Here is a 14,523-nt window from a genome sequence, read left to right on the forward strand (position 1 = left end):
TGCTCGGTGTGGGAGGCGCGGCCAAGCTGTGGCCGCTGTTCATTCTCGGGCCACTGTTCGTGCTGGCTCTGCGCGCGAAACGCCTGCCGCAGTTCTGGGCGGCGACCGTGACGGCGGTGGTCGCGTGGATCGCCGTCAACCTCCCCGTCGCCGTGCTCTACCGCGACAGCTGGTTCCGCTTCTTCGACCTCAACAAGGAGCGGCCGATCGACTGGGGCACCTCCTGGTACATCGGCCGCTTCCTGGACTCGAAGTGGAACACCGGCGCGGTCGGCGATCAGGGCCCGTTCCAGTGGCTCAGCGACCACGTCCCGGTGCTCAACAACGTGTCGTACGCGCTCACCGTGCTCGCCTGTCTCGGCATCGCCGCGCTGGCCCTGCTCGCCCCGCGCCGGCCACGGGTCGCCCAGCTCGCGTTCCTGGTGGTGGCGGCGTTCCTGATCTTCAGCAAGGTCTGGTCCCAGCAGTACGTGCTCTGGCTGCTGCCGCTGATCGTGCTGGCCCGGCCCCGCTGGGGGGCGATCGTCGCCTGGTCGGTGGCGGAGATCGGCTACTTCACGGCGTTCTACGCGGAACTGCTCGGCGCGGGCGGCAAACCCGTCATCCCCGAGGGCACCTTCGTGCTCGCCTCCAGCCTGCGGCTGATCACGGTAGCGGTCCTCTGCGGGCTGGTGATCCGGGAGATCTGGCGGCCGGAGCTGGACGCGGTCAGGCGCACCTACCCCGACGATCCGGACGGTGGTGTCATCGACGGGGCGCCGGACGCGAGCTGGGTCGAGTCGCTGCGCCGACGGATGCGGGTGGCGCCACGACCCGCCCCCGACGACGAGAGGCTTGCGGAAAAGGCCCCGGTGGCCTGAGCAGCCCCTGGTCAGTTCAGGTGGAAGAGCACGGAGTTGTCGTCCAGGTCCTCGCGCCGGATGCCCAGGGTGTCCACCGGCACGTCACCCGAGCGCTCCCACGGCGTGCCCACCGCCTCGTCCCGCAGCAGCAGCACAGTGTCGATCCGCTGCTGCCGCAGATACTCGACGCTCGCCGCGTCCGGGAAGGTCGCCACAGCGCGGCGCAGCTCGGCCTGGCGCCGCGGGGCGAATCCGCCGCTGCCGTTCGCCACCGGCTGGAAGCGTGACGTCGACCAGAGCAAGACGGTCTGGTCGGTGAGAGCCGTCGTCGGCAGCACCAGCATCGGGCTGGCGACCGTCCGCATCGCGGCCGGCTGATCCGGCACCACCGGATGCGCGGTGGCGTTCCAGGTCTCGACCAGCACCAGCAGCAACGGCACGAGCGTCGCCAGCCGCAGCCACGGACCGGGCCAGGGCGGCATCCGATTCGCGGCCAGATGCTCGGCCCGTCGGACGAACTCCGCGACCGCACCCGCGGCGAGGACCGCCAGCAGCAACGTCACCCACAGCATCAGCCGGCCGGGGATCCGCACCCCGAATGACGCCGGCAGATGGCCGAACAGCGGCAGATAGGTCCAGCGGCCCTCGAAGAAGGTGGTGCCGAGCGTGAGGATCACGCTGATCACGACGGCGAGGAGCAGCAGCAGGCGCTGCCACATCCGCCACACGGAGAACACCAGGCCGACCAGCGCCAGGGCGTAGAGCACAAATCCCGGGAGCAGAGCCATCTCGGCCGGCCAGCCCAGCGACTGACGCGGCACGGTATGCGGGCCGCCCCAGATCCGCGACTCGGCCGGGCCGATCAGCAGACCGCGCAGCGGTGGCGAGAAGAAGCGGATCTCCGTGCCGGCCGGCCCGGTATCGGGAACCAGGAAGTACGGAAGCGCTATCAGCAGCCCGGTGCCGGCGAAGACCCACATGCCGAGCAGGTCGGCGAGCTGCAGCCGCCAGCCGAGCACAGGCCGCGGCGAGCGGCGGCGCAACCGGCGCACCAGCACCGCGAGCCCGACTATCAGGGTCAGCGCGCCGAGCACGTAGGCGAACGGCAGGCCGAGCGAGAACCCGAGACTGAGCTGCCAGGTCGCGACGAGCCAGCCCAGGGCGGCCCAGCCGGCGTGCCGCCGAGCGGGGCGGAAGCCGTACCGCATGGACCAGCCGTGCCCGCGGGCGAGCATGGCCAGGGCGAGCGGGATGCCACCCGCGGAGATGATGTCGAGGTGCCCCTCCTGGGCGAGCCGCCACGGCGCGTACGCGAACGCGACCGCCCCGACGATCGCGCCGGTGCGGCCGGCGCCGAGCTGGCGGACCAGGGCATAGCCGCCGATGGTGAGCAGGGCGTGGGCGAGGACGAAGAGGATGTTGTAGCGCAGGACGGCGGCGAGCGGGCCGCTGCCGAGCATGCCGGCGGGGGCATAGCCGAGCAGGCTGTCACCGAACGCGTAGCCGTACGCCTCCGGGAAGTAGGCGTTCGACTGCCAGATCCTGGCCGGTTCGGTGATGAGGATGTGGCCGGCCCAGGAGACCTGCCACGCCTGCCGCGACGGATCCCAGATGTCCTGCGGGAACGTGTGCAGCGGGTAGCGCAGGGTGGGCCAGGTCAGCAGGACGGCGAGCAGCAGCGAGCCGTAGATGACCAGGGCGTACTCGTGAACGAGCACCCGCCCGACGAAGCGGGTCGCCCGCCGGATCCGGCCTGGACCACGCTCGGAGGTCTCGGCGAACGCCGTCCACGGGTCTGGTGGGGCACCCGGCGGCCGGGTGGATGGCAGTCTTGACTTCCGCCGGCGCGTGCTTTTTCCGCTGGGCGCCTCGGTCGTGCTCTTTTCGGGCTCGCCCTTCGGACCGTCTTTGCCCTCGTCCTTCGGGCTGCCTGCTTTGTCCTCGTCCTTCGGGTTACCTAGCTTGCTCTCGTCCTTCGGGCTGCCTGCGTCGTCGCCCTTGGCGGGGTCCTTGCTGTCAGTCTTCGTGGCGTTTGAGTCTGACTTGTCTGATTTAGTGGCCGGTTTTGTCTTCGGAACGGTGTCCTTGGCGATCGGGTCGGCCGGCGAACCGTTGGTGGGAAACACTTCGAGGGCGCTCGGCTGCGCCGTCGAGGCGGCCTGGCCGGGCTTCGAGTCGCTCGAAGCGGGCAGGTCCTTCATGGACTTTGAGTCGGGGGAGCGGGGCCCTGACGTTTCGCCGCTCGGCGGCGGGACCGCCGGGCGGAGAGCGTCTGGCGCCTTCGAATCGGCTTTGCTGCCACGTGCTTTGCGCAGACCGGCCCACCGCCGGCGCGGCTTGGGCGGACGGATCTCCGCGGACGGCCCGGCCGATCCGGAAGCCGAACCTGCTGCCGCCGAACCTGCTGTCGCCGTGCCAGGTGCCGCCGTGCCAGGTGCCGCCGTGCCAGGTGCCGCCGTGCCAGGTGCCGCCGCGCCGGGCGGTGCTGGCGTGCCGGGTGTTGCGGCGTCGAGTGCTGGCGTGCCGGGTGTTGCGGCGTTGAGTGCTGGCGCGCTGGGTGCCGGCGTGGCGGGGCTCGATGCTGACCCTGCCGCGGCTGGCTCTCGGGCCGGAATGCCGGATGCCGGCACTGCGTCGGCTTCGGCGGCAGGGCCGGCTCCCGTCCCCGAGCCCGGACCGGATTTCCGTGCGGCGTCGGCACCGGGACCGACCGCACCCCCGGAGCCTGAACCGACAGCGCTGCCCGGCCCCGGGTCGACTGCCTTCCCCGGCGCGGGCTCGGCCGCGGTGGAGCCGGCGCCGACCTGCGGCGGCTGCTCGGTCGTCATGCTGCTCCCTCGTGCCGCTCCGTCAGCTGGCCGCCCTCTCGCGCAGCAGCGCGATGTCGGCGGACTGGCCCTCCACGCCGCCGGGCGTCTCGACGATCGCCGGCGCGCCCGCGGCGCGGATCGCCGCCACGACCAGCTCCGGGTCGATCTTGCCATTGCCGAGGTTGTCGTGCCGGTCGCGGCCCGAGTCGAAGCCGTCCTTCGAGTCGTTCGCGTGGATCAGGTCGATCCGGCCGGTGATCGACTTGACCCTGTCCACGATGTTGAGCAGCTCTTCCCCGCCAGCGTGCGCGTGGCAGGTGTCCAGGCAGAAGCCGGCCCCGAACTCGCCCACCGCGTCCCACAGGCGGGCCAGGTTGTCGAAGCGGCGGGCGATCGCGTGGTCGCCGCCCGCGGTGTTCTCGATCAGGATCGGCAGCGGCAGGCCGCCTTCCTTCTCCGCGTACGCGAAGGTTTTGCGCCAATTGTCGAATCCGACGGCGATGTCGTCGCCCGCGTTGACGTGCCCGCCGTGCACGATCAGGCCTCGCGCGCCGACTGCGGCTGCCGCGCGGGCGTGTGCGAGAAGCAGCTTGCGGCTCGGGATCCGGATCCGGTTATTCAATGTGGCCACATTGATCACGTATGGCGCGTGTATGTAGACGTCCACGTCGGACGCCTGGAGCGCCGCCGCGTCGGGGCGCTCCGCCGGGGCCTTCCAGCCCTGTGGATCGGCGAGGAAGAACTGGACGGCGTCGGCGCCGCGTGCGGCGGCGGCGTCGAGGGGTTCGGCGGGATCGACATGGGCTCCGATGCGCATGGGTCCGAGCCTACGACGCGGGTACGACGATCACCCGCTGTCGCTGTCCGGCGACGGTCCGCGTCACCGGGCTCGTCGGCGCGTCGTTAATCGAGAGGATCACACATACCTACGTACCGGAATGAACCGGTTCGAGCTGGGAGATGGTGCATGTCGCGGCAAGTCCGAAACCGTGTGACGGCGACGGCCCTGGGCGGGTTTCTGCTCGGTGCCGCGCTGCTGACGACCGGTACGGCCAACGCCGAGCAGGTCGAGGGCGGCGGCCGGCAGGTGGTCTTCGCGGGCGGCGGGGTGCTCGGCCTATCCTGCAAGTCCACGCCCTCCGTCGAGTCCCTGACGGTGCCCGCGGACGGGACGGTGCGGCTGGTCAACCGGACCGGGCACGGCGCGCGGTTGCGGCTCAACGGTGAGTCCAAGGGTTCGATCCCGGACGACGGCTCGACCGAGGTGGTCTTCCGCCGCGGCACGACGGCCGTCACCCTCGATCCCAGTTGCGCGATCACGGATCAGGCGACGCCGGTGCTGGTCACCGCCTCACCGATGCTGACGGCCGGACCTGATCCGATGCCGGCCCCGGCCGATTCGGATGCCGACCCGGCCGCGATGCCGACGGCACCGACCGGGCCGGGCGCTCCCGACGCGCCGACCGACAGCGGATCCGCGCTGCCCGACTCGGTCGCGCCGGCGTCGCGGCCGCAGCAACCGTCCACCACGATCGCCGGGCGGCCGACGATGACGCGGCCGAACACGGTGCAGGCCGACCGGGCGGCGGCTCAGGCCGCGACCACGGCGACCCAGGCCATGCCGCACGGCGGTGCGGCTTCGCGGGCCAAGACCAGGACCCCGGCCAGGGGTACGGCGGGAGCGGTCGCACCGGCGTTCTCCGGGATGCCACCCGGTGACGACAAGACGATTCTTCCCGGCGTACCCACGCTCGATCTGCCGTCGCCTCCGTCGGCGGACGCGCCGGCCCTCCCGGCCGGACCACCCTCCGGCCTCGTCGCGGCGGAGCCGGTCGCGGCGATGCGGCCCTTGCCGGAGTCGCGGCCGGTCGGGCTGCTGGCGGTGATTGCGGCGGTGAGCGTGTTCGGCGTAGCAATCGGCGTAATTCGGGCAATTGTGTCGCAACGTGCATCTCGGGCAACTGTCGCGTAGACTTCTCGACAGAAAGCTCCGCGGGGCGGCCGTTCCAACCTCATCGGTGTGGTCGTTCCTCCCCAGGTCCCACCCAGCGAATGCGGACCGGACGCCCCGCGGCTTCCACCTCGAAGGGCCTCGTCTGTGGACGGGGCCCTTTTTGGGTGTGCGGCCCTCCGCGGGTATGCTGGCTCGGTTCGCAATGGGTCAGCCGTGGGCGCCGCCCACGGCTTTCTGTTGCGAGCGACACAAGACCTCCTGCCACGGAGAGACCGTGGCCGTTTTAGCCCACAGGAGGTGAGAACGTCTTGCGTCATTACGAACTCATGGTGATCCTCGACCCCAGTCTCGAGGAGCGCACCGTTGCACCGTCGCTCGACACGTACCTGAACGTGATCCGCACCGCGGGCGGCTCGGTGGAGAAGCTCGATGTGTGGGGCCGTCGTCGGCTCTCGTTCGAGATCAACAAGAAGGCCGAAGGCATCTACGCTGTCGTCGACCTGCAGGCGACGCCGGAGGCTGTGGCCGAGCTGGACCGTCAGCTCCGCCTGAACGAGTCCATCCTGCGTACCAAGGTCATCCGGCCCGAGACCCGCTGACGTTCGTTTTTTGTCAGGGGGCTCTGGGAGCCTCCTTGCAGAAACGCATGAAGCGGCGAGGAGAAGATCATGGCAGGAGAAACCACCATCACGGTCGTCGGTAACTTGACCGACGACCCTGAGCTGCGCTTCACCCCCTCGGGGGCGGCAGTCGCCAAGTTCCGCATCGCTTCGACGCCGCGGACGTTGGACCGGCAGTCGGGCGAATGGAAAGACGGCGAGCCACTCTTCCTCGCATGCAACGTCTGGCGTGACGCCGCCGAGCATGTCGCCGAGTCGCTGCAGCGTGGCGCTCGGGTGATCGTGCAGGGCCGGCTGCGCCAGCGGTCTTACGAGACCCGCGAGGGTGAGAAGCGCACCGTCTATGAGCTCGAGGTCGACGAGATCGGCCCGTCCCTGCGCTACGCCACGGCGAAGGTGCAGAAGATGTCCCGGTCCGGCGGCGGCGGTGGGGGCGGCTTCGGCGCCTCCGGCGGCGGCGCTGGTGGTGGCAACCGGCAGTCCAGCGGCGGCGGAGGCGGCAACAACTTCGACGACCCCTGGGCCACGGCGGCCCCGGCTTCCGGCGCCCGTCCCAGTGGGGGCGGCACCAGCGGCGCCAGCAGCAACTCCTCGTTCGACGACGAGCCACCTTTCTGAGCCCGACGGGCTTTCATGATTTCAGGAGTTAAGAGCTATGGCTAAGGCTGCGGCACTTCGCAAGCCGAAGAAGAAGGTGAACCCGCTCGACAAGGACGGGATCACCTACATCGACTACAAGGACACCGCGCTGCTGCGCAAGTTCATCTCCGACCGCGGCAAGATCCGCGCTCGGCGGGTCACCGGCGTGACCTCGCAGCAGCAGCGACAGATCGCCCGCGCGGTCAAGAACGCCCGTGAGATGGCGCTCCTGCCGTACACGGCCACGGCCCGCTGAGGGGAGGCACCGATATGAAGATCATCCTCACGCAGGAGGTGTCGGGCCTCGGCACCCCCGGCGACATCGTCGAGGTCAAGAACGGCTACGGCCGTAACTACCTGCTGCCGCAGGGCTTCGCGATCCAGTGGAGCAAGGGCGCCGAGAAGCAGGTCACGGTCATCCGGCGGGCGCGCGACGCCCGCGAGATCCGCGACCTGGGCCAGGCCAACGAGGTCAAGGGCCAACTCGAGGGCCTGAAGGTCACCCTGACGGCGCGCTCCGGCACCGGTGGCCGGCTGTTCGGGTCGATCACCCCGGCCGAGATCGTCGACGCGGTCAAGACCGCCGGCGGCCCCGCGCTGGACCGTCGCCGCCTCGAGCTGGCGGCTCCGATCAAGACCACGGGCGCTTACAAGGTCCAGGTCAAGCTGCACCCCGAGGTGACCGCGTCGTTCCCCGTGAACGTCGTCGCCGCCAAGTAACACGGCTCACGCTGAGCGCGCCGGCCCTTCGGGGTCCGGCGCGCTTTGTCGTTGAACGGCCTTCCTTGTCAGCCTCTTGCTCGTCAGCTGAGTGATTGACCGGTGATGGCGGACGTCAGCACGGTCGCCAGACCGCCGCCCATCACCGCGGCGGCCAGACCGACGCTCGCCGCCTTCCAGGAGCCGCTCGCCCAGCGCAGGCCCACCGCGACGAGCATGCTCAGCACCAGCGACAGGCCGAACTGCGGAGCCGCCCCGGCCAGGGTTTCCAGCGCCTGCGCCTGCTGGGTGCCGTTGAGCACGAGCATGTACAGCACGAAGAGCACGACCGGCACGCCGTACCAGACGACCGTGTAACCCACGGCCGCGAGCGGGCCGCCGGTGTCTTCCTCGAGCTCCTCGTCCGGCTCGAGCAGGTCGTTCTGTCGCGCGGACGGCGACGGCAGCGTGCTGACCGGGCGCCGCTCGTAGGTGCCGGCGGCCGACGCCACCGCACCGCGCGGCGGCCACTGCGTGTCCGGGGGATCCTGCCACCGGGCGCCGGTGCGCTGGATGACCTCCGTGGCGCCAGCGGCCGCCGAGTTGGCGGCCGGCACCTTCACCGATGCCGCGGCACCGTTCTTGGACGGCGGCCGGAAGGGCACGAAGTCGGCCGTGCTGATCCGTCGCGACTCGCCATCGGCCAGCAGCTCACCGTCGGTAGCGAGGTCTCGCCGCCAGTCACCGGTGTTGCCCTCGCGATAGGTCGCCGTGCCCTGACCGGCTTCGTCCGGCTCGGCCTGCCGCCACGAGCCGGGCTCGACACGCGGGCGGATCTCGGTCGCCGCGTCACTGACCAGCGGAGGCTCGCCCTGCTCGGCGCGCAGCTGGTTACGCCAGGCGTCGGTTCGGGCGGCGGCCTGGGCGTCGGCCCGCCAGGCGCCGGGCTGGGAGGACACCGGGGCGGCCGCGCTCCCCGAGACGGGCCGGGCAGCCTTTTCCGCGTCACGTCGCCACGAGTCCGGTCCGGGCACGGATGCGATGCCGCGCGGGCGCTGCTCCGGTGGCGCCGAGATCGGATCGACGTCAGTCGGCTGCTCTGCCCGCGACCGCGTCGCGGGCTGCGCGGAGACCGGTCGGTCCGTGTCGCGCCACCGGTCGTCGGGCATGGCCGACACGGGTCGGCCGGACGGCCCGTCGTCGTAGGTCCTCGCATCCGGATCGGACGCAGCACCCCGCCGCCGCTGGTCGGGCGCCGCTGACGTCGGCCGGTCGGCATCCCGCTGCCATGCGGCGGGCTGCGCGGAGACGGGCATGTCCGCGTCGCGCTGCCACGCCGCGGGTTGGGCCGAGACGGGCATGTCCGCGTCGCGCTGCCAGGAGGCCGGCTGGGCCGAGACCGGCATGTCGCCGTCACGTCGCCGCCCGGGAGACCGCGTGGAAATCGGCCTGGTCGGTTCGTCGTCGTCGCGGCGCCAGACCTCAGGATCGAGCGGCGCTTCCGCGCTCGCCGTCAGCTGCAGACGCGTCGTGCGGGGCGCGGGCGCGCGGCGTCGACCGCCACCGTCGTCGTCCGGCTCGCCGCGGAACCGGGTGGGCTCGTCACGATCGCGGCGCGACACCACCTCGCGGCTCTCGATGGCGCGCCGCCCGCCGCTGCCGCGATCGTCGTCGCGGGGGCCTCTGCGAGGGCTTCGGCGCGGGCCTCGGTCTTCGTCCTCGTCGTCTTCGTCCTCGAGCTCCTGCCGGTGCCACTGGCCGGTGTCGCTGTCACGCAGCCACACGTCCGACTCAGGGTCCCGGTGCCAGGCGCCGGATTCGAGCTCACGCTGCCAACTGGTGTCGCGCTCGCGGCGCCGTCCCCGATCGGCATAGTCCCGCTGAGGCTCCGGCCCGCGATCCAGCTCGGGCCGACGCGAAACAGCCGGGCCGCGCGGGCCCTCGAAGCCGCGTGGCATTGCGCCACTGCGCTGGCCACCCTCCACGGCGCGCCGCGGCTCCGGACCACGTGGCATGTCGACGTCGCGCCGTCCCCGGCGAGGCTCCGGACCGCGAGGCGCCTCGAGGTCACGGGGCTCGGCTCCGCGCCGGGGCCCCGGGCCAGGCTCGGGAGCCCGGAAGGCATCCTGGCCACGTCGCGGCTCCGGACCCGGCCGAGCACCGGGCCAGCGCTCGACTTCGCCGCGCCGCGGCGGCGCCGGGCTGCGGGGTTGCGGTGGCTCGACCTCGTCGCGCCGCCACGAACCGGTGTCGGAGCGGCTGCCCTCCGCCGCCCGTCCGTTCTCGATGCCCTGCCGCCAGGACCCGGTATCGCTTCGTCCTCCGGTTTCGGGCCCGCGTTGCCAGGACCCGGTGTCGGTGCGGTCGTTGGCCGGTCCGCGTGGCTCGATCCGGCTCGGGCGGCCGCCGACCTCGGTCTCGCGCTGCCAGGAACCCGTATCGGTGCGGCCGCTTTCCACGCCGCGTTGCCAGGAGCCGGTGTCGGTGCGGCCGTTCTCTACGCCGCGCTGCCAGGAGCCGGTGTCGGTGCGGCCGTTCTCTACGCCGCGCTGCCACGACCCGGTGTCGGTGCGGCCGTCTTCTACGCCGCGCTGCCACGACCCGGTGTCGGTGCGAGAGCCGTTTTCCGGCTCGCGTTGCCAGGAGCCCGTGTCGCCGCGGCTTCGGCGCCCGGCGCTCTCCCCATCGCGCTGCCGGCTGCCGGTGCCCTGCTGCCAGCTGCCGGTGTCCGTCCGGCTCTGCCAACCACCCGCGTCGCGGTCACGCGGCTGCACGGGCATCGGGATGATGCCCGTCTCCGCGGCGCCCTGCGCCCACGGGTCGACCGGCGGAGCCGGCTCCGGATCACGGCGCCACGAGCCGGTGTCGCGCCAGTTATCGGCGCGGGACTCGTTGGCGCGGGACTCGTCGCCGCTGCGCCACCCCTCGGCGGCCGGCGGCGTCCGCCAGCTTTCGGTGCGGGGCTGATCGGTGCGGGACTGGTCACCGCTGCGCCAGCTGTCCGTCACCGGCGGGCTGCTCTGCCAGCTGCTGGTGGTGGTGCTCGTGCGCCAGCCGTCCGGCGCCGGCGGCTCGGTGCTCCCGCGGCGCCAGCTCGGCTCCGGGGCGGCCGCGGGGTCCTGGAACGCGGGCATGCTGCCGGTGTCGGTGTGCCCGGCCCAGTTGTCGGCGTCGGAACGCACCGTCCAGCCCGTGCCCCCGCTGGTGCGGGAGCCCGGGTCGGTGGCCCGGCGGCGCCCCACCTGCGAGGGGCCGTCGGCCGGCCGCGCCTGGCCGGCCGCCGACTCGCGCCAGGCGGCGCGGTCGTCCTCCCGGACCAGGTGACGGCCGTCGTCGATCGGCGTCGACCAACTTCCGGAGTACGACGTGGGGGCGCTCGGTTGGGGCGTCTGCCAGCTCGCGCCGGGCTGAGCGGGCTCCCGCCAGGTGGGCTCGGCAGGGGGCCGGCCCGACTCGGTGAACGCCTGCCAACTCGGCTGGCTTTCCCAGGACGGCCGGCCCTCCGGCTCGCGCCGCCGGGGTGGCGGTGCGTCGGCGGGCTGCCACGGCGGGGCGGAGCCGGAAGTGAACTGCTGCCAGGCCGGCCGGTCGTCACCGCGGGACGGCTCCCAGGGCGGGGTGGCGCTGGGCTGGCTCTGGCGCGGCTCCCCGGGCTGCTGCCAGGTCGGAGTGGCGTCGGCGGGCTGCCAGGTCGGTGTCGAGCCGGGCTGGTCGTCGGTCGAGGGCGTCGGCCAGGCCGTGCCGGAGATGGCCGGCAGCCGGGTGGGAGGCTCGGCCTGCGGCGGGATGCTCTCGGCGTCGCCGCTCTCGCTCTGCCAGGCCTCGGTGGTGGTGCGCCAGCCGTGGCTGCCCGTAGCGGATCGCCACTCGGTGGTCTGACGCCAACGGGCGCTCTCGGCGGTGGAACGCCACTCCGAAGTCTGGGTGCGCCAGCCGACACCTTCGGCCGGGAGAGCGGGTCGTCCGGTCGCCGCGACGTCCGACCAGCGACTCACCGTGCCGGACTGCTCACCGGGTGTCTCGGGGCTCTGCGCCCAGGCGTCAGCGCGTAACGACCAGGCCACGGCTTCGGGAATTGGCTGCATGCTGCCGGTGTCAGCCGGTGATCCGGTGCCCCAGGTGGTGCCGCCGGGCTCCGCATTAGTGGACGAATCGGGATCTTCCGGGCGGTTTGTGGGTGTCCAGGAGTTCGGAGCGCCTCTCTCGCGCGGCAGGCGGGCTCCGTAGTCCCACTCCCGTTGGTCCACCAGAAAAGCGTGACGTGCGCTCGTCCGATCTGCAATGTCTTGGGACGACTGCTTGCTCACGAAGGCCACCTTTTTATCTCTCCACACGGTGGGGACGACAAAAGTGCTGCTCAGATGGGCACCCCCGCAGAAATCCCCAGAGGTTGTACACAGGCTGTGCACAGGGCCACGCACAGGCCTGGGTGGGTTGTCCACAGGTTGTCCCGAGGCTCGTCCACCGGCTCGCTTGGGTCTGTGACGTGCGGGTTCGTATGGTTACCGCGCCGGATCAGGTCCTCTTCGTGGCCTGGGCCGACTTTTCCGGTGATTTTGTGGTCCCCGTCACTCGCGGGGGTTCGCGCTCACCCGAAAGTGTCGTACCCGGGCTGTTTGATCACGGAGCAGGAAAGACGATGAAGGGGTAGGTCGGCATGTCGATCACCGACGACGCACGACCCGATTCCCGGCCGCAGTCATCTGCAGGAGGCAAACCCTCCGGTGGTCGTCCGCCAGGCGCGGGCGGGCCGTCGCCCCAGACCGGCGGCTTCGACAAGTCACCCCCGCAGGACATCGCCGCCGAGCAGAGCGTGCTGGGCGGCATGCTGCTGTCCAAGGACGCGATCGCCGACGTCGTCGAGATCCTCAAGTCGGGCGACTTCTACCGCCCGGTCCACGCGACCGTCTTCGACACGGTCCTCGAGCTCTACGGCCGCGGCGAGCCGGCCGACGGCGTCACCGTCGCGGCGGCCCTCTCCGACTCCGGCGACCTGCAGCGCATCGGTGGCGTGCCCTACCTGCACACCCTCATCGAGAGCGTGCCGACCGCCGCCAACGCCTCCTACTACGCCCGCATCGTTTCCGAGCGGGCCGTGCTGCGCCGCCTCGTCGAGGCGGGCACCAAGATCACCCAACTGGGGTACGGCACCGGCGGCAACGGCGGCATGGACGTCGACGACATCGTCGACCTCGCCCAGCAGGCTGTGTACGACGTCACCGAGCGCCGGGTCTCCGAGGACTTCGTGGTTCTCGCCGACATGCTCCAGCCGACCCTGGACGAGATCGAGGCGGTCGGCGCGTCCGGCGGCGTGATGACCGGCGTGCCGACCGGCTTCTCCGACCTCGACCGGCTCCTCAACGGCCTGCACCCCGGACAGTTGATCATCGTCGCCGGCCGCCCGGGTCTGGGTAAGTCGACGGCGTCGATGGACTTCGCCCGCAACGCCGCGATCCGGGCAAACTGCGCCAGCGCCATCTTCTCCCTGGAAATGAGCAAGATCGAAATCGTCATGCGGCTGCTGTCGGCGGAGGCCCGGGTGCCGCTGCACGTGCTGCGCTCCGGTCAGCTCTCCGACGACGACTGGACCAAGCTGGCCCGCCGGATGGGCGAGATCAGCGAGGCCCCGATCTTCGTGGACGACACCCCGAGCATGAACCTGATGGAGATCCGGGCCAAGGCCCGCCGCCTCAAGCAGCGTCACAACCTGAAGCTGATCGTGATCGACTACCTCCAGCTGATGTCCTCGCCGAAAAAAACGGAGAGCCGCCAGCAGGAGGTCGCGGAGCTGTCCCGAGGCCTGAAGCTGCTGGCCAAGGAGGTCGAGTGCCCGGTGATCGCGGTGAGCCAGCTAAACCGTGGCCCGGAACAACGCACCGACAAGCGCCCCCAGCTCTCCGACCTGCGTGAGTCCGGCTCGATCGAGCAGGACGCCGACGTGGTGATCCTGCTGCACCGAGACGACTACTACGACAAGGAGTCCCCGCGAGCGGGCGAGGCGGACTTCATCGTGGCCAAGCATCGAAACGGCCCGACCGACACGGTGACGGTGGCGGCCCAGCTGCACCTGTCCCGCTTCGTCGACATGGCGATCGCCTAACGGCCGGCTGCGGGGCGCAGGACGAAGCCGCCCCATTCGTCCGCGTCCCAGTCGTAGATCGTTGTTCCTGGAGGAAATGTGATCGTCCCGGCGCCAGGCAAGGCGGCGCTGAGCAGGGCATCGTCGTCGTGCACGTGGATCAGTGCCAGATCCGTGGAGCCGGTGAGCGCCTGAAAGACCACGGCCGCCGCGAGTTGCTCGACGTCGGCGCCCGTGGCCGGGTCGACCCGAGGGCCGCCGGTCTGCCGCAACCGCAGCTCAATGTTGTAGGTGTCGGGAGCCTCGAATTCGCCGTTACGGCGGAACGCGGCCGCGGAGGCGTGGGCGACCACGGGCCCGCCGAACTCGCCGACGACACCCAGCACCAGTTGGGCGGTGTCGACGAGCAACCACGGTCGCTGGTCCCGCATCTCGGCGCGCCCGCCGATTAGCTTGGCGGCTAGCCCGGCAACCTCCGCCGGAGATCTGCTGGTCTGGACGAACAGTTGCTCACGGACAGACATGCTTCAGCGGGGCTCGATCACAAAATCGGAGCCGGGCTCGGCGGGCGACCGCCACAACGGTGACTTGCCCACCAGGCTCAACCTCAACGGACGTGCGTCGGCGTAGACGGTGTAGAGGTCTCGTGAGCCACGGACCGCCACACCGGTGCGCACTTCGACCGGATCGACCAGCTGCCATCCTTGCTGCCTCAGCACCGCGCTGACGCGGTTCAAGGCCACCTCGGCGGGCAGGTCACCGATGCTCGCGTCGATGGTGATCTCGAACCCGAAGCTCTCCTCGCTCCAGTCCACGGAGCCCGGCGACCGGCGCAGCGGCCCATGATCCCAGGAGACGGAGACCTCGCGGTCCGGGAAGG

General features: G+C 71.3%; 12 protein-coding genes. 7 read left to right on the plus strand and 5 right to left on the minus strand.

Annotated features, from left to right (window positions below; translation table 11 throughout):
• Positions 1-860 (plus strand): glycosyltransferase family 87 protein (locus DMB66_RS41810; protein WP_370320262.1); only part of this gene is annotated, 860 nt, incomplete at its 5' end.
• 11 nt (positions 861-871) lie between these two features.
• On the opposite strand, the gene DMB66_RS41815 is transcribed toward DMB66_RS41810, so the two are convergent.
• Together DMB66_RS41815 and DMB66_RS41820 are read right to left on the minus strand one after the other, a co-directional pair.
• Positions 872-3,043 (minus strand): hypothetical protein, encoded by a 2,172-nt coding sequence (locus DMB66_RS41815; RefSeq protein WP_233625226.1) that lies wholly within the window; start codon positions 3,041-3,043, stop codon positions 872-874.
• 649 nt (positions 3,044-3,692) lie between these two features.
• Positions 3,693-4,469 (minus strand): deoxyribonuclease IV, encoded by a 777-nt coding sequence (locus DMB66_RS41820; RefSeq protein WP_125809673.1) that lies wholly within the window; start codon positions 4,467-4,469, stop codon positions 3,693-3,695.
• A 150-nt stretch (positions 4,470-4,619) separates the two neighbouring features.
• On the opposite strand from DMB66_RS41820, the gene DMB66_RS41825 reads away from it, so the two are divergent.
• The 5 genes from DMB66_RS41825 (at position 4,620) to rplI (ending at position 7,585) form a co-directional block, all read left to right on the plus strand.
• Positions 4,620-5,624, plus strand: coding sequence for a hypothetical protein (locus tag DMB66_RS41825; protein WP_125809674.1), 1,005 nt, complete (start codon positions 4,620-4,622; stop codon positions 5,622-5,624).
• A 290-nt stretch (positions 5,625-5,914) separates the two neighbouring features.
• Positions 5,915-6,205, plus strand: coding sequence for a 30S ribosomal protein S6 (rpsF, locus tag DMB66_RS41830; protein WP_023563150.1), 291 nt, complete (start codon positions 5,915-5,917; stop codon positions 6,203-6,205).
• 69 nt (positions 6,206-6,274) lie between these two features.
• On the plus strand, positions 6,275-6,844 hold the full coding sequence (locus DMB66_RS41835; RefSeq protein WP_125809675.1) for a single-stranded DNA-binding protein: 570 nt from the start codon (positions 6,275-6,277) through the stop codon (positions 6,842-6,844).
• 37 nt (positions 6,845-6,881) lie between these two features.
• Complete coding sequence (gene rpsR / locus DMB66_RS41840) at positions 6,882-7,121, plus strand: 30S ribosomal protein S18 (protein WP_007073789.1); 240 nt, start codon at positions 6,882-6,884, stop codon at positions 7,119-7,121.
• A 14-nt stretch (positions 7,122-7,135) separates the two neighbouring features.
• A complete protein-coding gene (gene rplI, locus DMB66_RS41845) occupies positions 7,136-7,585 on the plus strand; it encodes a 50S ribosomal protein L9 (RefSeq protein ID WP_125809676.1) in 450 nt (149 codons plus the stop codon).
• 83 nt (positions 7,586-7,668) lie between these two features.
• Here the strand turns inward: rplI and DMB66_RS61720 are convergent, their stop codons facing one another.
• Positions 7,669-11,649 (minus strand): hypothetical protein, encoded by a 3,981-nt coding sequence (locus tag DMB66_RS61720; RefSeq protein ID WP_158647544.1) that lies wholly within the window; start codon positions 11,647-11,649, stop codon positions 7,669-7,671.
• 572 nt (positions 11,650-12,221) lie between these two features.
• On the opposite strand from DMB66_RS61720, the gene dnaB reads away from it, so the two are divergent.
• Positions 12,222-13,664 carry a replicative DNA helicase gene (gene dnaB, locus DMB66_RS41865; protein ID WP_125809680.1) on the plus strand — a complete coding sequence of 481 codons (1,443 nt, stop codon included), beginning with the start codon at positions 12,222-12,224 and terminating at the stop codon, positions 13,662-13,664.
• Here dnaB and DMB66_RS41870 read toward each other — a convergent pair.
• Positions 13,661-14,167: a hypothetical protein gene (locus tag DMB66_RS41870; RefSeq protein ID WP_125809681.1), complete on the minus strand. Its 507-nt coding sequence runs from the start codon at positions 14,165-14,167 to the stop codon at positions 13,661-13,663. The genes dnaB and DMB66_RS41870 overlap by 4 nt on opposite strands.
• A gap of 3 nt (positions 14,168-14,170) precedes the next feature.
• Positions 14,171-14,523: hypothetical protein (locus DMB66_RS61725; RefSeq protein WP_158647545.1), on the minus strand; the 353-nt coding region annotated here is incomplete at its 5' end.

Source organism: Actinoplanes sp. ATCC 53533, from assembly GCF_003947245.1.